A 19,417-nucleotide genomic window follows, 5' to 3' on the forward strand; every position below is an offset into this window, starting at 1 on the left:
TGTCAAACGTCCATTCTATCCGCTCCGGCGGCCAGCTGCAGCGACATGAAGACATAGCCCAGCCGCTCGCCGTCGATCCGGAACAGGTCGGGAATCATCCCGGTCTGCACGAAGCCGCATTTGTGGTAAAGGCTGCGCGCCGGCGCATTGCCTTCCAGGACTTCCAGGTCCAGCCATTCGAGGCCCTGTTCGCGCGCCCAGGCCGATGCCGTGCCGACCAAGGCGCTCCCCAGGCCGCCGCGCCGCGCATCGCGGTGTACGCCCATGCCCAGCAGGCAGCGGTGGCGCGAAGCCGGGTCCGGGCGCGAACGCAGGTCGATATGGCCGATGATCTGTTCGCCCGTCAGCGCCACCCAGACGCGGCGCCAGCCCTGCTGGCCAAAGCCGGCGTGCAGGCCGGTGCTGAAGCCGTTCACCTTCTCGGGCGGGAAGCCGGCGCTGCTGCGCGACATCGGCTGGAACAAGGGGGTGCCGCCGCGCCCGTTGTCGCGCAGGTGGTCGTTCAGATAATCGAAGAAGGCGGCCAGTTCTTCAGCGCGCAGCGGCCGGATGGTAAAGGTCATGACAAATGATAGCAGGGGCGAGCAATTGCATTAAACTACACGGCATTACAGGAGACAACACACCATGAGCGAGACCCAGATCATCTCCAAGCATTCGCTGGAGAGCCGCAGGCACCAATTCAATCCGGTGCTGACCGAGCAGGAAATCAAGCGCCTGCACCGTTTCGGCACCGTGCGCCAGTATGCGCGCGGCGTGCGCATCCTGGAAGCGGGCCACACCTGCTTCGGCATGCTCGTTACGCTAAAAGGCACGGTGACCATCTGCAAATACGATGGCCTTGGCAATTCCGAACTGCTGGCCGAGCACGGGCCCGGCGAGTTCACCGCCGAGGTATCGCAGCTGTCGGGCCGCCCATCCCTGGTCAACGCCAGCGCCAAGGACGATGTCGAAGTACTGGAAGTCTCGCCGGAAAACCTGCGCGCGCTGGTGATCGCCGAGGCGGAACTGGGCGAGCGCATCGTGCGCGCCCTGATCCTGCGCCGCGTCGGCCTGCTGGAATCCGAAGGCGGCGGCCTGGTGCTGGTATCCCCGCCCGGCAACGCGGCCTTGTTCCACCTGCGCTCTTTCCTGAGCAGCAACGGCTACCCTTACAGCATCCTCGATCCGAAACAAGACGAACAGGCGCGCGCACTGTGCGAATACTATGCGCCCGGGCCCGAGGACTGGCCGTTGGTGGTGTGTCCGGACGGCGTGGTGAAGAAGAACCCGAGCAACGCCGAAGTGGGCTACTGCATCGGCCTGCTGCCCGACATCGACACGGAAAAGCTGTGGGATGTGGTGGTGGTCGGCGCCGGGCCGGCCGGCCTGGCGACGTCGGTGTACGCCGGCTCGGAAGGCTTGTCCGTGTTGGCACTGGAACAGCGCGCCTTCGGCGGCCAGGCCGCGGCCAGCGCCAGGATCGAAAACTACCTTGGCTTCCCGACCGGCATCTCGGGCGGCGCGCTGGCGGGGCGCGCCTTCGTGCAGGCGCAGAAGTTCGGCGTTGAAGTGGCGATTCCCGCCCCGGCCACGCGCCTGCTGTGCGACAGCTGGCCGCTGCGCGTGGAAATCGCCGGCGGCCAGGTGGTGCGCGCCAAGACCGTGGTGCTGGCCAGCGGCGCGCGCTACAAGCGCCCGGCCCTCGACAACATCAGCGAATTCGAAGGCCGCGGCATCTATTTCTGGGCGTCGCCGATCGAGGCCAAGCTGTGCAAGTCGGAAGAGGTGGTGCTGGTCGGCGGCGGCAACTCGGCCGGCCAGGCGGCGGTGTTCCTGTCGGCGCATGCATCCAAAGTGCATATGGTGATCCGCGGCGACGGCCTGAAGGCGACCATGTCGACCTACCTGATCGAGCGCATCAAGGCGACGCCGAATATCGAACTGCACACCCACACCGAGATCGTGGCGCTGGAAGGCAATGACGACGGCCTGTCCAAGGTCACCTTCCGCTGCAAGGATACCGGCGCCATCGACAGCTGCGACGTCTGCCGCCTATTCCTGTTCATCGGCGCCGACCCGAACACGGCTTGGCTGGCCGACTGCGGCGTGGAAGTCGACGCGCAAGGCTTCATCCGCACCGGTTTCGACGCCGTCAAGGACCAGTGCCGCGCCAAAATGACGCTGGCCGACGCGCCCCAGCGCGCGCCGCTGGAAACCAGCGTGCCGGGCGTCTTCGCCATCGGCGATGTGCGTTCCGGCTCGACCAAGCGCGTGGCGGCGGGCGTCGGCGAAGGCGCGGCGGTGGTATCGCAGATCCACGCCTTCCTGGCCAACCTGCCGGCGGAACAAATCAGCTAACGCAGCGGCGCCGGGTAGGTGCCAGGGCTGACGTTGCCGTCCTTGTCGACCGCCTGGATGCCGAAGCAGACGTTGTCCTTGGACAGGCTGATTTTGGCGTCCGTCACATTGCCGACGAACAGGCTGCCCTGCCAGTCCGCGGCGCTGGTCTCCCGCCACACAATCCGGTAGCCGGCGATATCCGGCTCCCTGTTGGGCTGCCAGAGAACGCTGGAGCCGTTTTCCAGCTCCGCGGTGCGCAGCTGCACCCTGCTAGGCGCGGCCGGCGCATTAGCCAAGGTCGCCAGCGCGGCCGCATTCACGCGCGCCACCTGGGCGATGTAGTCGTAGTCGTTAAATTCGGGCAGGTCGCCGTACACCTTGCCGCCTTCGCTGCGCAGGTTCTGATGCTGGTGGCTGAAGTCCTCCGCCGCTTCGGTAAAGCGCAGGGCCGCATAGCCATTCTCCAGGAAGGGCAGATGGTCGCCGCCGCGCAAATAGCGGTCGCGGCGCTGCACCACATTCACCTGGAAGCCGGGCACATAGCGCTCGCCCTGCTCCTTCACATGGCGCGCCAGCTGGCGCGACAAGGAGTCGTTTTCACCGCCGGTGGAAAGCAATAGGCGCGTGCTCTCGCTGGTTTCCTTCTCCAGCGGCAGGCCCTCGGCAAACAAGCGCACCATCCGGTTATTGAGGTTGCCATTCTCGTCGCGCGCGCTGCCGATGATGTCATTGGTGAACATGCCGGCGATATTCAGGCCCTGCTGCTTCGCCTGTACGGCGTAGTGGCGCGCGCCCAGCAGGCCCTGCTCTTCTCCGGCGACCGCCATGAAGACCAGGGTGGCGTCGAATTTGTACCTGGCCATGACGCAGGCCATTTCCATGACCGCCGCAACGCCGGAAGCGTCGTCATCGGCGCCCGGCGCGGCGCCGCTGGCATCCATCACATCGCTATTGCGCGAGTCATAGTGTCCACTCACCACGTAGAGCCGCTCCCTGGATTCGGCTTGCGCGCCGGGAAGCATGGCGACCACGTTCACAATTTCGGTCGGGTGGCTGATGCGGGCCGAGACGGGCGCGATATGGCTATCGAAACTCAAATGCAGCTTGCCGCTGCCGCAGCGCTCAAGTTCCGACTTGATCCAGCGCCGCGCAGCGCCGATGCCGATGGTGTCGGATTCCGTCTCCGACATGCTGTGGCGCGTCCTGAATCCGACCAGCTTGCGCACCGCGGCTTCGATGCGTTGCGGCGAGATGTCGGCGACGATCTTTTCAACTTGCGGCTGGCGGCGTTCCACATCCGGCGCTGCGGCGCGTGCGATGCCGGAGGCGGCAGCCAGCGCCAGCCCGGCGGCCAGCATGCGAGCATACTTATTGTCAGCCATGAGGGAGTGTCCCCATTGATGTTGGAGCGGCCGCTCGATCTTAATCCCGGCCGACCTGCTTGGCAAACCGCCTGAATTGGATTGGCACATCAGGCCCCGGAATGCGATACTTGAGTTTTTTGCAACAGGATATAACATGTCGTCATTGAAAACGCTGAAGTCGGATTTGCTCCGGCTTGCGCTGTACGCCGTGCTGGCCTTGGCGCTCATGCCGGGGATCACGCTGGTTTTCAGCGGGCACGTGCTGAAAACCTGGGACAGTGAATTCATGCAAGAGCTCGCGCAAGACCTGAGCAAGAGTAATGAAACGCCGGCTGCCCGCGAGCAGATCATGGCGAATTTCCGCGCCAACCCGCCCTCCACCATTTGCGGCAACAACAACCCGGAAATGGCGAAATACCGTGCCCGCGCCTGCGAGCCTTGGGGTAATCATTGGCAGTTCTACTGGGCGCATACGATTTCGCAAGCCATGCTACTGGGCGGACTCGCCTTGTCGGCCATGATCGCCCTGCTTTGCCTGGCCGCCCAGCGCGGCCGCGACGCCCAGTACCGCAGCCTCCTGCTTGGCTGGCGCTTGCTATCCTGGGCCGGCTCCGTCGAAGTGGTGCTGCAAAATGCCATGCTGGCCTGGCTATCGTTCTGGCTGACGGCATGGTACTTCCATATGTATTCGATCAAGCTGGTGGCCATCGCCGGTATTGCCGCCGCCTGCGCCGCACTGGTCGCCGTTGTACAGATTTTCGCGCGCGCCAAATGGAAGTTCGAAGTGGAGGGCGAACTGGTGGGCGAAAAAGACGCACCCGCCCTTTGGCAACGAGTGCGCGCACTGGCGGGAATGCTGGGCACCACAGCGCCGGCCAATATCATCGGCGGCATCGACACCAATTTCTTTGTCACGGAAAGCGACATTGCTCTGGGGAGCGAGAGCGTTGCTGGCCGTACCTTGTTCGTCAGCCTGCCGCTGCTGCGCATACTGGACCAGCGCGAAGCCAATGCCGTGCTGGCGCACGAACTGGCGCACTTCAGCGGCGGCGATACGGCCAGCAGCGCCAAGCTCGGGCCCACGCTGTCGCAATTCGACAATTACCTGGGCGCCATGCGCGGCAATTTCCTGACGCTGGTCGCCTACTATCCTTTGGCGCTGTACCGTACTGCGCTTGAATTGGGACTGATGCGCGAAAGCCGCGAGCGCGAGTTCATCGCCGACCGCGCGGCGGCGGCGGCGGTCTCGGGTCGCCCGTTGATTTCGGCGCTGATCAAGATCTCCGCATACGGCAACTATCGCGGCCACATCGAACGGGAATTGTTTCAGCATGCCGTGCGCCATGATGGCGCCATCGGCATTGCTGCCTACGTGGCCCAGGGTCTCAAGCCGTTCGCCTGGTCCGAACAGTTCCAGGATGCGATGCAGGACGCGAGCGTACCGCATCCCTTCGATTCACACCCGAAGCTCAGCGAACGCATGGCAAACGTCAGCAGTCCGATCCCGGCCAAGCTGTTTGGCGCCGTGGTTGCAACCCAGGTAGCGAACAGTTGGCACAGCGAGATCCTGACTGCGGCGCAGATCGAAGGGCGCCTGTGGGATGCCTACGAAGCGCGCTTCGCCAGCGTGCATGAACTCGACCTGGCATATCGCTACCTGCCGGCCTCCGAAGAAGAACGGGCGCTGGTGCTGAAACACTTCCCGCCGCGCGATTTCGGCTCGATTGCCGTCGCCTATGACGGCGTGACAGTGACGGCGGGTCAGATGGCCATCGGCTGGGACCTGATCAAAAACATGAACTACGAGGATGGCTACGGAGGCGATGTGCTGACCTTGACGATAGTCGACCCGAGCAGCGGAAAATCCTCGTCGAAAAAGGTAAAGCTGCCCGGTATCAAGCCAATGCGCGAGCAGTTGAAGCAGGCGCTGGGAATGTATAAACAGCGGCACGAAGTGGCACGCCAGGGCTGAACGCGAGTCGCACCGTGGCGTTCCCCACGGTGCGACTCGCTCACCAGCGGTCCTACTTATGCTTGGCCTCCTTGTGCTGCGCCGCGCCGCCGTCCAGGGTCTTGCCGTTCACCGTCAGTCCCGCCTCCGACAGCTTGGCGGCATTCTTCTCGCCGATGCCCTTGACCCGCTGTTCCAGGTCGGCCCAGTCCTTGAACTCCCCTTTTGCGCGTTCCGCCATGATGGCCTTGGACTTGGCCGGGCCGATGCCCTTGATGCCATCGAGTGCGGCCTGGTCGGCCTTGTTGACATCGACCTGGGCGAAAGCCATGCCCATGCAAGCCACCAGCGTGGCGCCGGCGAGCAGCAATTTCCTGATCATGATTGCCTCCAATGTGGACACGAGAAGACCTCGTCTAGCCACAACGCGGCGCGCGCGTTGCGGCTGACGCGGTCAGCGCCGGGTTTGAGGCAGATCAATCAGCGTACGACTAATTCAACACGGCGGTTCTTCGCCCTGCCCTCATCGCTGGCGTTGTTCGCCACCGGCGCCAGGTTGGCAACGCCGCGCGCGGTCATGCGGTTGGCAGGGATGCCGTACTTGCCGGCCAGCGCTTCGGCCACGGCCTGGGCGCGCTTTTGCGACAGCGCCAGATTGGCCTCGAACTCGCCCTGGTCGTCGGTGTGGCCGACGATGAAGACTTTCATCTTGGGCTGGGACTGCAGCGCCTTGGCCATCTGCGCCAGTTGCTCGGCGGACTGCTCGCGGATCACGGCCTGGTTGGTGTCAAAGGTGACGCCATACAGGGCAATCTTGCCGTCGCGCTGCAAGCCTTCCTGGATGGCGCGGGTGTCGACAGTCACCTTGCCGCCCTCCAGCACGGCCGGCTCGATGATTTGGACGAACTGGCGCACCCGCTGGTAGTCGCTGTGGTCGGACAGCCCAACCGTCACATAGGTATTGCCGCCCGGGCCCGGCCGGGCCGCAGTGACCCAGTGGAAACGCGGCTGGTTGGCGCTGTTGAAGATGCTGCTAACGTGCGGATCGAAGGATTTCCAGTTCGCCTCGCGCGGCAACTCCTGAACCAGGTTCTGCACCTTCGCCTTCTCGCACTGGTCGGTCTCGCAGGAGTACAGGATCTTGAAGCCGGCGCCGGTCAAGGCCTGCTGGTAGTTGCGGAAGACCTCCAGGGCGCTGCGGCCCTTCGGCCCCCAGTAGAAGCGGTTGGCGACCTTCCCTTCCACCTTGTGCAGCGCGGGCTTGCCGGCGTCGATGTCGACGATGCGGGCCTGGCCCAGGTTCTCGCCGCCGTACATATACAGCATGGAACCTTCGTAGCGGTGCACCAGCGGATGGTCGCTGCCGCCGGCGATGTCTTTGGTGAAGTTAGGCTCGGCGTTGGCTTGCAGCGAAACAGCGGCCAGGAAAGCGAAAAGGTAAGTACGCATGACAATCGGCTAAGGGTTGAACGGATTGCCAATATATCAAAAACCGGTTTTCACGCGCGCCGGTAATCGCCTGCGGGATTAACCATAAAAGTCGGAGCTCTGGCTTCTCGAGGAGCTTTTCGCTTCGCGACGCGCAGCGAAATGTCCGATTGCCAGAGCTGCCCCCGACTTTTACCTTGCTACGCTTAGCCCGGGAAGAGTTCGTCGCGCGTGACGGTGGCGGTGCCCAGCTTGCCGACCACGATGCCGCCGGCGCGGTTGGCGGTTTCCACCGCGTCCTGCCAGCCGGCGCCGGAGCCGAGCATGGCGGCCATGGTGGCGATCACGGTGTCGCCTGCGCCGGAGACGTCGAACACTTCGCGTGCGCTGGCCTGGACGTTGAAGATGCCTTCGTCCGTGAACAAGGTCATGCCTTCTTCCGAGCGCGTCAGCAGCAGCGCGTCCAGCGCCAGTTCGGCGCGCAGGTGCTGCGCCTTGGCGATCAACTGCTCTTCGCTGTTCCAGGAGCCGACGATACGTTTCAATTCCGCCTTGTTCGGCGTCAGCACGGTGGCGCCTTTGTACGGCGAGAAGTCGTCGCCTTTCGGGTCGACCATCACCACCTTGCCGGCCGCGCGCGCGGTGGCGATCATTTCCGCCACGTCCACCAGGCCGCCCTTGTTGTAGTCGGACAGGACGATCACATCGTAATCCGGCAGCAGGGTCTTGAACTGCACCAGCTTGTTGCGCAGCACCGCGTCGCTCGGCGCTTCTTCGAAGTCGATGCGCACCATCTGCTGCTGGCGGCCGATCACGCGCAGCTTGATGATGGTGGAGATGGCGTTGTCGTGCTTCAGGTAGCTGTGGATGCCGCCGCCTTGCAGCAACTGCTCCACTTCCGTGCCGGCTTCGTCGGCGCCGACGATGCCCAGCAGGCCGGCATGGGCGCCCAGTGCCGCGGCATTGCGCGCCACGTTGGCGGCGCCGCCCAGGCGCGCTTCGCGGCGTTCGATGCGCACGACGGGAACCGGGGCTTCCGGCGAGATGCGGCTGACGTCGCCGAACCAGTAGCGGTCCAGCATGACGTCGCCGGCGACCAGGATGCGTACTTTGTCGAGTGCGGGGGCTTTGCTCATATCAGTTCATTACGTTGAGTTCTTCGGTACGGCGTGGCGGGTAGGAGTCCCAGCGGCTGCAACCCGGGCAGTGCCAGTAGAACTGGCGCGCCTTGAAGCCGCAGTGGCTGCACTGGTAGCGGGCCAGCTTTTGCGTGTAGCCGTGCACCAGGTTCTTCACCATCGACAGTTCGGACAGGACGGCGGCCGGCGCATCCATCATGCGCGCTTCCAGCAGCTTGTCCAGGCCGAGCAGGGTCGGCGTGCGGCGCAATTCGTCGATCACCACCTGCTTGGCCGTTTCCACGCCTTCCAGTTCGATCGCTGCCTTGAACACCACTTCCAGCAGGTCGATCGAGGAGGCCTGTTCCAGGTAGGACTTCAGCAGGCTGACGCCTTCCTGCGGGCGGCCCGCCTTGCGGTAGCCGTCCATCAGGCGCGTCGCCACCAGGGCGGTATGCGGCACGGATTGCTGCTCGACCCGGCGCCACATCATCAGCGCGGCTTCGGTGTCGCCCTTGGCCAGCAAGGCGTCGCCGCACAGGATGGTGGCGCGCACGCTGCTGCGGTCGGCCTGCAGGGCTTTCTCCAGCAGGGTTTCGGCATCGTCCGGCTTCATGTGGACCAGGGCGTCCTGCGCCAGTTCGCAATAGAACTGGGAAATCTCTTTCTGGCGCGAGCCGGCGCCGGCTTCCTGCAGCGCCAGGGCGGCTTCGATGGCGCGCTCCCATTCCTTTTCGCGCTGGAAGATCTCCAGCAGCGCCTTGCGGCCTTGTACCGCATAGGAGGTTTCCAGCAAGCGCTTGTAGGTTTCCTCGGCGCGGTCCAGCAGGCCCGCTTTCAGGTAATCCTGGCCCAGCTCATATTCGGCGTGGGCGCGCTGTTCGGCCGGCAGGTCGGGACGCGACAACAGGTTCTGGTGCACGCGGATGGCGCGCTCCGTTTCGCCGCGGCGGCGGAACAGGTTGCCCAGTGCGAAGTGCATGTCGGCCGTTTCGGGATCGAGCTTGACGATCTCGATGAAGGCGTCGATGGCCTTGTCCGGCTGGTCGTTCAGCAGATGGTTCAGGCCGCGGAAATAACCGCGCGGCAGGGTGCGGGATTCGGATACCACGGCGCGGATATCGACGCGCGCGGCAATCCAGCCGAGGGTGAAGAAAGCTGGGATGCCCAGCAGCCACCAGAATTCAAATTCCATATTTTGCTTAGTGCTGGGTGTTGACGCTATCCGGCAGCGGGCGCTCGTTGACTTGCATGGCCGCGGTCTGCAGGGATTGGATCGTGGATTTCAGTTTGTTCGCTTCGCGGCGCTGGCGGAACAAGGTCGGGGTCAGCGCGAGTACGCTCAGGACGGCGCCGGCCACGAAGAAGGCCAGCAGCATCAGCACCAGGGGGCCGCGCAGCTCGTAATTGAGGAACAGGTGCAGGTCGACTTCCTGCGTATTTTTCAGGGCAAAACCAAAGAACAGGACAAACAGGACAACGCCGAAGGCGGTGGAAATAAATTTCATTCTTGGTTCCTATCTTTAAAACCGGTAAACCAGTGTCAGACCCACAGGGTCAGACACTGGTTTACCGGTTCTAAACAACAAAAAAGGGGCAGGCAAATGCCCGCCCCCCTTCATTCTACTAGCCAGAGACTCAATCCTCGATGATCGGTTGCCCGACCATCGCATCGACCCGCTCGCGCAACTGCTTGCCAGGCTTGAAGTGCGGCACCCGTTTTTCGGGAACCATCACTTTGTCGCCGGACTTCGGATTGCGTCCAATGCGAGGCGGCCGCGAATTCAGCGCAAAGCTGCCAAAACCACGGATCTCGATGCGCTGGCCGTCGGCCAAAGCGTTGGTCATCGCATCGAGGATGGTCTTGACTGCATACTCCGCATCCTTGGCCACCAGCTGGGAGTAACGCTCAGCCAGGCGGTTGATCAATTCGGACTTAGTCATCTACGTGCCCGGTAGATTAGTTCTTGTTGTCGAACTTGGCCTTCAGCAGCGCGCCCAGGCTGGTGGTGCCGGAAGCGGCGCTGGAGTCAGCGGCCATCTTCTGCATCACTTCAGCAGTTTCTGCGTTGTCTTTAGCTTTGATCGACAGCTGGATCGAACGTGCCTTGCGATCGATGTTGATCACCAGGGCTTCCACGGAATCACCAACCTTCAGGTGGGTGCCGGCATCTTCCACGCGGTCGCGGGAGATTTCGGAAGCGCGCAGGTAGCCTTCAACTTCTTCGGACAGCTGGATCACGGCGCCTTTTGGCTCAACCGATTTAACGGTACCGGTGACCAGGGAGCCCTTGTCGTTCATGGCTGCGAAGTTGTTGAATGGATCGCCTTCCAGTTGCTTAACGCCCAGGGAAACGCGCTCGCGCTCAACGTCGATTGCCAGAACCACGGCTTCCAGTTCGTCACCTTTCTTGAACTTGCGCACGGCTTCTTCGCCGGTCTCGGTCCAGGACAGGTCGGACAGGTGCACCAGGCCGTCGATGTTGCCTGGCAGGCCGATGAACACGCCGAAGTCGGTGATCGACTTGATTGCGCCCTTGACCTTGTCGCCCTTCTTGTGGCTCATGCCGAAGTCGTCCCAAGGATTGGCCTTGCACTGCTTCATGCCCAGGGAGATACGACGACGCTCTTCGTCGATTTCCAGGACCATGACTTCAACTTCGTCGCCCAGTTGGACAACTTTGTTTGGCGCCACGTTCTTGTTGGTCCAGTCCATTTCGGACACGTGAACCAGGCCTTCGATGCCTTGTTCAACTTCAACGAACGCACCGTAGTCGGTCAGGTTGGTGACTTTACCGAACAGGCGGGTGCCTTGTGGGTAACGACGGGACAGACCGGTCCAAGGATCGTCGCCCAGTTGCTTCACGCCCAGGGACACACGGTTCTTCTCTTGATCGTACTTCAGGACCTTGGCGGTGATCTCTTGACCAACGGTCAGCACTTCCGATGGGTGACGCACACGACGCCATGCCAGGTCGGTGATGTGCAGCAGGCCGTCGATGCCGCCCAGGTCAACGAACGCACCGTAGTCGGTGATGTTCTTGACGACGCCGGTCACCACGGTGCCTTCTTTCAGGGTTTCCATCAGCTTCTGACGCTCTTCGCCCATCGAAGCTTCGATGACGGCGCGGCGGGACAGAACCACGTTGTTACGCTTGCGGTCCAGTTTGATAACCTTGAATTCGAGGGTCTTGCCTTCGAATGGGGTGGTGTCTTTAACTGGACGGGTGTCTACCAGCGAACCTGGCAGGAAAGCACGGATGCCGTTGGTCAGTACGGTCAGGCCGCCCTTGACTTTGCCATTGACGGTACCAACGACGATCTCGCCGGACTCCATTGCTTTTTCCAGTGCCAGCCACGATGCCAGGCGCTTGGCCTTGTCACGCGACAGGATGGTATCGCCGAAACCATTTTCCAGCGATTCGATGGCCACGGAAACGAAGTCGCCTACTTTGACTTCCAGTTCGCCTTGGTCATTCTTGAATTCTTCAACAGGAATGAAAGCTTCCGATTTCAGGCCGGCGTTGACGATCACAAAGTTGTGGTCCAGACGCACGACTTCAGCGGAGATCACTTCGCCAGAGCGCATGTCTTGACGCGACAGGGACTCTTCGAAGAGGGCTGCAAAACTTTCCATTTATTTATTTCCAGGTTAGCCAGTAAGGCCCGCACTATGCGGCTTCAACTGGGTTGAGGGTTAATGTTTAATGGATGCGGCCCACCACTTCAACACCTGCTCAGCCGCTTCATCAGCGTTCATGGCAGACGTATCGAGGAGGTACGCACCCTCTGCCGGCGCCAGCGGCGCAATGGCCCGGTTCATATCCCGGTCGTCGCGCGCTTTCAAATCCATCAGCAGGTCTTGCATACTAGCAGAAATTCCCTTTCCGATCAATTGCTTATAGCGGCGATCGGCGCGCGCTTCGACGGAAGCGGTCAAAAACACCTTGAGCGGGGCGTGCGGGAAGATCACCGAGCCCATGTCGCGGCCGTCGGCCACCAGGCCGGGCGCCTTGCGGAAGGCCAGTTGCAGCGCGTACAAGGCCTGGCGCACGGCCGGGAAAGCGGCGATTTTCGATGCCGTATTGCCAACTTCCTCCTGGCGGATGGCGTCGGTGACGTTTTCCTGCGACAGGAAGATGGCCTCGCCCGTGAAACTGATGTGCAGGTGTTCGGCCAGCTTGGCCAGGGTGTGCTCGTCGTTCAGGTTGCTGCCGCGGCGCAGGGCCTGCAAGGCGGTCAGGCGGTACAGGGCGCCCGAGTCGAGCAGGTGGAAGCCAAGCTTGTCCGCGACCTTGTGGGCTACGGTGCCCTTGCCGCTGGCGGTCGGGCCGTCGATGGTGATGACTGGGATGTTCGATGTTGGCATAAGTTTAATGATTAAACCGGCAAAGCAGTGTCAGACCCGCAGGGTCCGACGCTTGCCCGCAGCTGCAGCAGATCGGTGTCCGACCCTGCGGGTCAGACACCGCCCTACCGGTTTTGGCTAAAAGTTAAACGCTACCACGCTTTGCGACGGACGCAAACGCGGTGAAATACTCGGGGAAGGTCTTGGCGACGCATTTTGGATCATTGATCCGGACTTTGGCGCCCTTGCGGATGCAACCATCCAGCGCGGCCAGCGAGAAGCACATGGCCATGCGGTGGTCGTCATAGGTGTCGATGGTGGCCGGCAGCAGCCTGGCTGGCGGCGTCACGGACAGCCAGTCCGGCCCCTCCTCCACCCTGGCGCCCAGCTTGCGCAATTCGGTGGCCATGGCGGCCAGGCGGTCGGTTTCCTTGACGCGCCAGGAGGCGATATTGCGCAGGGTGGTCGTGCCCTCGGCATACAGCGCCGCCACGGCAATGGTCATCGCCGCGTCGGGAATATGGTTGAAGTCCATGTCGACCGCCTTGAGCGGCCCTGGCGCGCTGGCTTCGATCCAGTTGTCGCCCATGGTGATGGTGGCCCCCATCCGCTCCAGCGCATGCGCAAAGCGCACATCGCCCTGGATCGATTCGCGGCCCACGCCCTGCACCCGCACCGGCCCGCGGCCGATGGCGCCGGCGGCCAGGAAGTAGGAAGCGCTGGAAGCGTCCCCCTCGACGTGGATAGTGCCCGGGCTTTGGTACACCTGGCCGGCCGGAATGGTGAACGACGCCCAGCCATCCTGCTCCACCACGGCGCCGAAGCGGCGCATCAGGTTCAGGGTGATCTCGATATACGGCTTGGAAATCAGCTCGCCCTCGACGTCGATGGTCACGGCGTGCTGGCGCGCCATCAACGGCGCCACCATCAGCAGCGCGGTCAGGAACTGGCTCGACACATCGCCGCGCACCGACAGGCGCTGCGCTTTGAACTCGCCGCTGCGGATATGCAGCGGCGGGTAGCCCTTGGCCATGGTGTATTCGATGTCGGCGCCGGCCGCGTTGAGCGCGTCCACCAGGTCGCCGATCGGGCGCTCGTGCATGCGCGGTACGCCGTGCACCTTGTAATCGCCGCCGATCACGGCCAGGGCCGCGGTCAGCGGGCGGATTGCGGTGCCGGCATTGCCCATGAACAGGTCGGCGCTGCGCTGCGGCCAGCTGCCCTTCACGCCCTGCACCCCGTGCACGGTGCTGTTGCCTTCGCGCTGTTCGGTCCAGTTCACGCCCAGCGAGCGCAAGGCCGCCAGCATCACGGCCGTGTCGTCGGAAGCCAGCAGGTCGACCACACGGGTGTCGCCGTCGGCCAGCGCGGCCAGCAGCAGGATGCGGTTGGAGATGGATTTCGACCCCGGCAGGCGCACCACGCCCTCAGCGTGGGCAACTGGCAGCAGGTCGAGGTGATGCGGATAGTCAGTCATGCGTGTTCCTTATTCTGCCGCCGCGTCTTTGGGCTGCGGCGGTTCTGCCGCCTCGATGGTCTCGATCCATTGCCGCCGCGCGCGCTGGGCGTTGGCATAGGTGGCTTCAAGGGCGGCGGCGTCGCCAGCGGCGAGGCTGGCGCGCAAACGGGTTAATTGTGCCAGATAGGCATCCAGCTCGGTCAGGAGTGCGGCCTGGTTGGCGAGGCTGATGTCGCGCCACATTTCAGGCGAGCTGCCGGCGATGCGGGTGAAGTCGCGGAAGCCGCTGGCAGCGTATTGGAACAGCAAATCCGAGTGGGGCTTGCGTTCGATGTCGTCCACCAGCGCGTAGGCCAGCAGGTGTGGAAGGTGGCTGACGGCGGCGAAGACTTTATCGTGTTCTTCCGGGGTCAGGGTGTGAATGATGGCGCCGCAGGCTCTCCAGGCATTTGCCACGCGCTCGATGGCGGCCGGGGCGTTTTCCGGCAGCGGCGTGAGGACGCTTTTCTTGCCTTGGTACAGGTCGACGATGGCGGCGTCGGGGCCGTTGCTCTCACGGCCGGCGATCGGGTGGCCGGGCACGAACTGGCTTATCTTGTGGCCCAGGACCAGGCGCGCTGCCGCGACGACGTCGGCTTTGGTGCTGCCGGCGTCGGTGACGATGGTGCCCGCGCCGAGGTGCGGCAGGATCGATTGCAGGATGCGGGCGGTTTGCGCAACGGGGGCTGCCAGCAGGATCAGGTCGGCGCCGGCGATTGCTTCGTCAAACCGGCAAAGCGGTGTCTGACCCGCAGGGTCGGACACCGGGTTACCGGTTTGGGCGGCCGAGTCGACGATACCCAGCTCGAGCGCCCGGGCCAGAAAAGCCTCCGAGCGATCCACACCAACAATATGCCGTGCAGCGCCAGCCTGCTTCAGCGCCCGTGCAAACGAGCCGCCGATCAGGCCGACGCCAAAGATGACGACCTTATTCAGCACGGTCCTCCGCCAGCGCCTTGCGCAGCGCAGTAATCAGCACCGCATTTTCCTGCGGCAGGCCGATGGAGATACGCAGCCACTGTGGCAGGCCGTAGTTGCCCACCGGGCGCACGATCACGCCCTGCTTCAGCAGCGCCAGGTTGATGCGCGAACCGGCCGCGTCGTCGGCACCCACGCGCACCAGCACGAAGTTGCCGTAGGAAGGCACGTATTCCAGGCCCATGTCCTTGAACGCTTCCACGAACTGCTCGTAGCCGGCGGTGTTGTTGGCGGCCGACTTGTCCAGGAATTCCTTGTCGTTCAGCGCGGCGATCGCGGCGGCCTGCGCCAGCGAGTTGACGTTGAACGGCTGGCGGATACGGTTCATCAGGTCGGTCACCTCCGGCTGCGCCAGGGCGAAGCCCACGCGCAGGCCGGCCAGGCCGTAGGCCTTGGAGAAGGTGCGCGACACCAGCAGGTTCGGGTATTTCTTGACCCAGGCGGCGGATTCGTACTGGTCTTCCTTCTTCAGGAATTCGTTGTAGGCCTCGTCCAGCACCACCACAACGTTGGCCGGCACCTTCTGCAGGAAGGCTTCGATCTCGGCGCCGGTCACGAAAGTGCCGGTCGGGTTGTTCGGATTGGCGAGGAAGACCAGCTTGGTGTCCGCCTCAATGGCCGCGGCCATGGCGTCCAGGTCGTGGCCGTGGTTCTTGGCCGGCACCACGATGTGGCGCGCGCCGATGCCCTGGGTCGCCAGCGCGTAGACGGCGAAGGAGTACTGCGAGTACACCACGGACTGGCCGCGCTCGACGAAGGCGTGCGCCGCGATTTCCAGGATGTCGTTGGAGCCGTTGCCCAGGGTGATCCAGTCCATCGGCACGTCGTAGCGCTTGGACAGCGCCATCTTCAGGTCGAAGGCGTTGGCGTCAGGATAGCGGCCCAGTTCCGCGGCGGCGGCAACCATGGCCTTCTGCGCCGACTCCGGCACGCCGAACGGGTTCTCGTTCGATGCCAGCTTGACGATCGATTCTTCTTTCAGGCCGAATTCGCGCGCCACTTCGGAGATAGGCTTGCCAGCCTGGTAAGGGGCGATTGCGCGAACGTATTCAGGACCGTAATTCTTGGACATGGATCTAATCTCTTAAAAAGTCAGGTGAGGCTGGTCGGGTAGGATCCCAGCACTTTAAAGAAGGCGGCATTGTCCTTGAGTTCGGCCAATGCCTTGGTCACGGACGGGTCGTGCACGTGCCCTTCGACGTCTACATAGAAATAATATTCCCAGGTGCCGATGCGCGCCGGGCGCGATTCAAAGCGCGTCATCGACACGCCGTGCTTGGCCAGGGGCGCGAGCAGCTGGTACACCGCGCCGGCCTTGTTCGGCACCGCCAGCACCATCGAAGTATGGTCGCGCCCCGACGGGTTGGTCTGCAGGCTGCCGATCACCACGAAGCGGGTGCGGTTGTGAGGGTCGTCCTGGATGTGGGCTTTGACCACGCCCAGGCCGTACTGCGCTCCGGCGTGCTCGCTGGCGATGGCCGCGATGCCCGCATCGTCGCCGGCCATGCGCGCCGCCTCGGCATTCGAGGCCACCGCGCGCCGCTCGATATGCGGGTAGTTCAGGTTCAGCCACACCTGGCATTGGGCCAGCGCCTGCGAGTGGGCGCAGATCACCTGCACCCCGTCCATGCTGCCGGTCTTGGTCATCAGGCTATGGTGGACGGCAATGGCGATCTCGCCCGAGATCAGGCAAGGCGTGGCCAGCATCAGGTCCAGCGTGCGGTTCACCGCGCCTTCCGAGGAATTCTCGACCGGCACCACGCCGAAATCGGCGGTACCGGCTTCGGCGGCGCGGAACACCTCGTCGATCGAGGCGCAAGGCAAGCCTTCCACGGCTGTGCCGAACTGGGCGTACACGGCCTGCTCGCTGAAGGTGCCGGCCGGGCCGAGGTAGGCCACGGTGACGCGGCGCTCGAGCGCGCGGCATGCCGACATGATTTCGCGGAAGATGGTCTGCACTTCGCGTGCGGCCAGCGGGCCGGGATTGCGGTCGGCCACGCCGCGCAGCACCTGCGCTTCGCGCTCCGGACGGAACACGGGCGCGTTGGTCTCGGCCTTGACGTGCCCCACTTCCTGCGCCACTTTGGCGCGCTCGCTCAGCAGCGCCAGGATCTGCGCGTCGATCGAATCGATCCGCTCGCGCAAGGGTTTCAGTTTATCTGTCATTAGTTTGCGTTCACTCTATGCCGCCAAATCCGGCGGATCGGCGCCTGAACACGATGGGTCAGACACCGGTTTTCCGGTTCTAGCGTCCGGCAAATTCGTTGAGGTAGTCAACCAGCGCTTGCACGCCCTCGATCGGCATCGCGTTATAGATCGATGCCCGCATACCACCGACGGACTTGTGGCCCTTCAGCTGCAATAGCCCGCGCGCTTTAGCGCCGGCCAGGAATGCTTCATTCTTCGATTCGTCGCGCAGGTAGAACGGGATATTCATGCGCGAGCGATATTCCTTGCCGACGCGATTCTGGTAGAAGTCGTCGGCGTCGAGCGCCTGGTAAAGCAGCCCGGCTTTCTCAATATTACGCTTTTCCATGGCGGCCACCCCGCCCTGCGCTTTCAGCCACTGGAACACCAGGCCGGCGATATAGATGCCGTAGGTGGGCGGCGTGTTGTACATCGATTCGTTGTCCGCCACGTTCTTGAAATCGAAGGCGGACGGGCAGAACGGCAGCGCCTTGCCGATCAGGTCGTCGCGCACGACGACCACGGTCACGCCGGCCGGGCCGATATTCTTTTGCGCGCCGCCGAAGATGACGCCGTATTTGCTCACATCGACGGGGCGCGACAGGATATGGGACGACATGTCCGCCACAATGGGCGTGTCGCCCTGCACGGTCGGCACGAAGTTGAACTCCACGCCGTCGATGGTTTCGTTGGTGCAGATGTGCAGGTAGGACGCGCCGGGCGTCAGCTTCCACTCTTCCTGCACCGGCACGCGGTCGAAACCGGTCGCATGGGACGATGCGGCCACGTTGACATGGGCGTAGCGGCCCGCTTCCTTGATCGACTTGCCGGACCAGGAACCGGTCTGCACGAAGTCGATCGTGCTGTCCGCGCCGCCGCACAGGTTCATCGGCAGCACGGCATTCTGCGACAGGCCGCCGCCCTGCATGAACAGGATCCTGTAATTGTCCGGCACGGCCAGCAGCTCGCGCAGGTCGCGCTCCGCCGCGCGGTAGATCGAAATGAATTCGGGACCGCGGTGGCTCATCTCCATGACCGACATGCCGCTGCCATGCCAGTCCAGCATTTCAGCGGCCGCCTGCTGCAGCACTTCCTTTGGAAGCACGGCCGGACCGGCGGAGAAATTGTAGATGTTCGCCACGTTGCTATCCTTTTATTTGAAAGAACTCATAATTTCCTGCATCACCTTCTCCAGCCTCGGCATCATGACCTCCTGGATAGCGGCCGACGACTCGGCGGCAACAGCCGGCGTGCGCGCGAGCAGTTTCTTGCCGAGCGGCGTGCGATAGAACGCAGACAGTTGCTCGATCTCAGCCACCGTGTAATTGCGCGCATACACCTGCACCGTGGCCGCCTGGATGTCGTCGAGCATGGCCGGATCGGTAAACATGGCCTGCAGCTTGCCGCTCACTTCCGGCAACCTGGACTTGGCCAGTGCCAGCGCCTCCTCCTTCTGCCCGGCGTCCAGTTCGGGGTTTGCGTTGATCGCGGCCGCCACGGAACGCTCCATCATGGGCTGCATCTGCCCCATGCTGGCCTGCATGGTTTGTCCCAACAGCGCGCGAAAATTCATGGAGGTGAGCAGCTTGTTGACCGCGGCGACGGTCGCCGGGCTCGATGCCGGAACGGCTGGCTTTTCCGCTGCTTGGGCGCCGGCGGCAAACGCCAGCGCAACGACCAGCGATACTGCAAATTTCTTCATTTACTTGTCCGTCTTATTTCGTCGATTCGATGATACGTTTCGCATGTTCCTGCATCAGTTTCTGCGCTGCCTGGGCGCTTTCGCCCATCAGCATCGGCATGACCTGCAGCGACTTCTTGCCGGTCGGGCTGCGGTAGAAGGCCGTCAGCGCCTTGATGTCGTCGTCCGTGAAGTGGCGCGCGTAGAGCGGCACCATCTGGTTGTACAGCTCATCCACCAGCTTCGGATCGTTGAAATCCTTTTGCATCGCCGCGGTCAGGGCCGGCATGCGGCGCTCGGCATTGGCCAGCTCCGCCTTGCGCTGCTCGTCGGTCAGCTTGGGATTGTTACGCGCGGCCGCCTCCGCCCGCATGCGCAGGATCTGCGGCAGCGCCTTTGACAGGTTCTGCACCGAAGCCGTCATATTGGCGCGCGCATTGGTCGCGTCCATCAACTCGCGAATCGCAGCCTCGCTTGGCGGCGCCGCATGGGCGAGCGCAGCGCTGGCCAGGGCGACGGCGGCAAAAACGGTCTTCTTCAAT

19 protein-coding genes are annotated in these 19,417 nt (G+C 63.3%); 2 read left to right on the top strand and 17 right to left on the bottom strand.

The window, feature by feature from the left end:
- Nucleotides 1–2: 2 nt before the first annotated feature.
- A complete protein-coding gene (locus tag H597_RS29235) occupies nt 3–563 on the bottom strand; it encodes a GNAT family N-acetyltransferase (RefSeq protein WP_035372826.1) in 561 nt (186 codons plus the stop codon).
- Nucleotides 564–627: 64 nt separating this feature from the next.
- Here H597_RS29235 and H597_RS0100690 point away from each other — a divergent pair, with 64 nt between their 5' ends.
- On the top strand, nt 628–2,340 hold the full coding sequence (locus H597_RS0100690) for an FAD-dependent oxidoreductase (protein WP_028100426.1): 1,713 nt from the start codon (nt 628–630) through the stop codon (nt 2,338–2,340).
- On the opposite strand, the gene H597_RS0100695 is transcribed toward H597_RS0100690, so the two are convergent.
- Nucleotides 2,337–3,704, bottom strand: a complete 1,368-nt coding sequence (locus H597_RS0100695; protein ID WP_028100427.1) for a M28 family peptidase — start codon at nt 3,702–3,704, stop codon at nt 2,337–2,339. The two genes, H597_RS0100690 and H597_RS0100695, sit on opposite strands and share 4 nt — an antisense overlap.
- A gap of 136 nt (nt 3,705–3,840) precedes the next feature.
- Here H597_RS0100695 and H597_RS0100700 point away from each other — a divergent pair, with 136 nt between their 5' ends.
- Nucleotides 3,841–5,658, top strand: coding sequence for a M48 family metallopeptidase (locus H597_RS0100700; RefSeq protein WP_028100428.1), 1,818 nt, complete (start codon nt 3,841–3,843; stop codon nt 5,656–5,658).
- Between the two features lie 52 nt (nt 5,659–5,710).
- Here H597_RS0100700 and H597_RS0100705 read toward each other — a convergent pair whose 3' ends face one another.
- The 15 genes from H597_RS0100705 to H597_RS29245 form a co-directional block, all read right to left on the bottom strand.
- On the bottom strand, nt 5,711–6,019 hold the full coding sequence (locus tag H597_RS0100705; RefSeq protein ID WP_028100429.1) for a ComEA family DNA-binding protein: 309 nt from the start codon (nt 6,017–6,019) through the stop codon (nt 5,711–5,713).
- 98 nt (nt 6,020–6,117) lie between these two features.
- Nucleotides 6,118–7,086, bottom strand: coding sequence for an OmpA family protein (locus H597_RS0100710; RefSeq protein WP_028100430.1), 969 nt, complete (start codon nt 7,084–7,086; stop codon nt 6,118–6,120).
- A 185-nt stretch (nt 7,087–7,271) separates the two neighbouring features.
- Nucleotides 7,272–8,201, bottom strand: coding sequence for a D-glycero-beta-D-manno-heptose-7-phosphate kinase (gene rfaE1 / locus H597_RS29240; RefSeq protein WP_051293426.1), 930 nt, complete (start codon nt 8,199–8,201; stop codon nt 7,272–7,274).
- A 1-nt stretch (nt 8,202) separates the two neighbouring features.
- Complete coding sequence (gene lapB, locus H597_RS0100720) at nt 8,203–9,378, bottom strand: lipopolysaccharide assembly protein LapB (RefSeq protein WP_028100431.1); 1,176 nt, start codon at nt 9,376–9,378, stop codon at nt 8,203–8,205.
- A 7-nt stretch (nt 9,379–9,385) separates the two neighbouring features.
- Entirely contained in the window at nt 9,386–9,691 is a 306-nt protein-coding gene (locus tag H597_RS0100725) for a LapA family protein (protein WP_028100432.1), read from the bottom strand.
- Between the two features lie 130 nt (nt 9,692–9,821).
- On the bottom strand, nt 9,822–10,127 hold the full coding sequence (locus H597_RS0100730) for an integration host factor subunit beta (protein ID WP_028100433.1): 306 nt from the start codon (nt 10,125–10,127) through the stop codon (nt 9,822–9,824).
- A gap of 16 nt (nt 10,128–10,143) precedes the next feature.
- On the bottom strand, nt 10,144–11,820 hold the full coding sequence (gene rpsA / locus H597_RS0100735) for a 30S ribosomal protein S1 (protein WP_028100434.1): 1,677 nt from the start codon (nt 11,818–11,820) through the stop codon (nt 10,144–10,146).
- A gap of 60 nt (nt 11,821–11,880) precedes the next feature.
- Nucleotides 11,881–12,552, bottom strand: coding sequence for a (d)CMP kinase (gene cmk, locus H597_RS0100740; RefSeq protein ID WP_028100435.1), 672 nt, complete (start codon nt 12,550–12,552; stop codon nt 11,881–11,883).
- Nucleotides 12,553–12,676: 124 nt separating this feature from the next.
- Nucleotides 12,677–14,008, bottom strand: coding sequence for a 3-phosphoshikimate 1-carboxyvinyltransferase (gene aroA, locus H597_RS0100745; protein ID WP_028100436.1), 1,332 nt, complete (start codon nt 14,006–14,008; stop codon nt 12,677–12,679).
- A 9-nt stretch (nt 14,009–14,017) separates the two neighbouring features.
- Complete coding sequence (locus H597_RS0100750) at nt 14,018–14,965, bottom strand: prephenate dehydrogenase (RefSeq protein ID WP_083940926.1); 948 nt, start codon at nt 14,963–14,965, stop codon at nt 14,018–14,020.
- A complete protein-coding gene (gene hisC / locus H597_RS0100755; protein ID WP_028100438.1) occupies nt 14,958–16,079 on the bottom strand; it encodes a histidinol-phosphate transaminase in 1,122 nt (373 codons plus the stop codon). The genes H597_RS0100750 and hisC overlap by 8 nt, the downstream gene beginning before the upstream one ends.
- A gap of 20 nt (nt 16,080–16,099) precedes the next feature.
- Nucleotides 16,100–17,173, bottom strand: coding sequence for a prephenate dehydratase (gene pheA / locus H597_RS0100760; RefSeq protein ID WP_028100439.1), 1,074 nt, complete (start codon nt 17,171–17,173; stop codon nt 16,100–16,102).
- A gap of 79 nt (nt 17,174–17,252) precedes the next feature.
- The gene (gene serC / locus H597_RS0100765) at nt 17,253–18,335 is read right to left on the bottom strand and encodes a 3-phosphoserine/phosphohydroxythreonine transaminase (protein ID WP_028100440.1); all 1,083 of its coding nucleotides are present in this window, start codon (nt 18,333–18,335) and stop codon (nt 17,253–17,255) included.
- Nucleotides 18,336–18,347: 12 nt separating this feature from the next.
- Complete coding sequence (locus tag H597_RS0100770; RefSeq protein ID WP_028100441.1) at nt 18,348–18,896, bottom strand: DUF2059 domain-containing protein; 549 nt, start codon at nt 18,894–18,896, stop codon at nt 18,348–18,350.
- Nucleotides 18,897–18,909: 13 nt separating this feature from the next.
- Entirely contained in the window at nt 18,910–19,416 is a 507-nt protein-coding gene (locus tag H597_RS29245; RefSeq protein WP_051293427.1) for a DUF2059 domain-containing protein, read from the bottom strand.
- Nucleotide 19,417 lies beyond the last annotated feature (1 nt).

This window comes from Pseudoduganella violaceinigra DSM 15887, assembly GCF_000425385.1.
In the GTDB taxonomy this organism is placed as follows: Bacteria; Pseudomonadota; Gammaproteobacteria; order Burkholderiales; family Burkholderiaceae_D; genus Rugamonas; species Rugamonas violaceinigra.

Bases quoted from the DNA above. Each gene is read 5' to 3' on its own strand.
- H597_RS29235 (WP_035372826.1), bottom strand. From the start codon at position 563: ATGACCTTTACCATCCGGCCGCTGCGCGCTGAAGAACTGGCCGCCTTC.
- H597_RS0100725 (WP_028100432.1), bottom strand. From the start codon at position 9,691: ATGAAATTTATTTCCACCGCCTTCGGCGTTGTCCTGTTTGTCCTGTTC.
- H597_RS0100730 (WP_028100433.1), bottom strand. From the start codon at position 10,127: ATGACTAAGTCCGAATTGATCAACCGCCTGGCTGAGCGTTACTCCCAG.
- cmk (WP_028100435.1), bottom strand. From the start codon at position 12,552: ATGCCAACATCGAACATCCCAGTCATCACCATCGACGGCCCGACCGCC.
- hisC (WP_028100438.1), bottom strand. From the start codon at position 16,079: ATGTCCAAGAATTACGGTCCTGAATACGTTCGCGCAATCGCCCCTTAC.
- H597_RS0100690 (WP_028100426.1), top strand. From the start codon at position 628: ATGAGCGAGACCCAGATCATCTCCAAGCATTCGCTGGAGAGCCGCAGG.
- lapB (WP_028100431.1), bottom strand. From the start codon at position 9,378: ATGGAATTTGAATTCTGGTGGCTGCTGGGCATCCCAGCTTTCTTCACC.
- H597_RS0100705 (WP_028100429.1), bottom strand. From the start codon at position 6,019: ATGATCAGGAAATTGCTGCTCGCCGGCGCCACGCTGGTGGCTTGCATG.
- rpsA (WP_028100434.1), bottom strand. From the start codon at position 11,820: ATGGAAAGTTTTGCAGCCCTCTTCGAAGAGTCCCTGTCGCGTCAAGAC.
- rfaE1 (WP_051293426.1), bottom strand. From the start codon at position 8,201: ATGAGCAAAGCCCCCGCACTCGACAAAGTACGCATCCTGGTCGCCGGC.
- H597_RS0100695 (WP_028100427.1), bottom strand. From the start codon at position 3,704: ATGGCTGACAATAAGTATGCTCGCATGCTGGCCGCCGGGCTGGCGCTG.
- H597_RS0100770 (WP_028100441.1), bottom strand. From the start codon at position 18,896: ATGAAGAAATTTGCAGTATCGCTGGTCGTTGCGCTGGCGTTTGCCGCC.
- H597_RS0100710 (WP_028100430.1), bottom strand. From the start codon at position 7,086: ATGCGTACTTACCTTTTCGCTTTCCTGGCCGCTGTTTCGCTGCAAGCC.
- H597_RS0100700 (WP_028100428.1), top strand. From the start codon at position 3,841: ATGTCGTCATTGAAAACGCTGAAGTCGGATTTGCTCCGGCTTGCGCTG.
- aroA (WP_028100436.1), bottom strand. From the start codon at position 14,008: ATGACTGACTATCCGCATCACCTCGACCTGCTGCCAGTTGCCCACGCT.
- pheA (WP_028100439.1), bottom strand. From the start codon at position 17,173: ATGACAGATAAACTGAAACCCTTGCGCGAGCGGATCGATTCGATCGAC.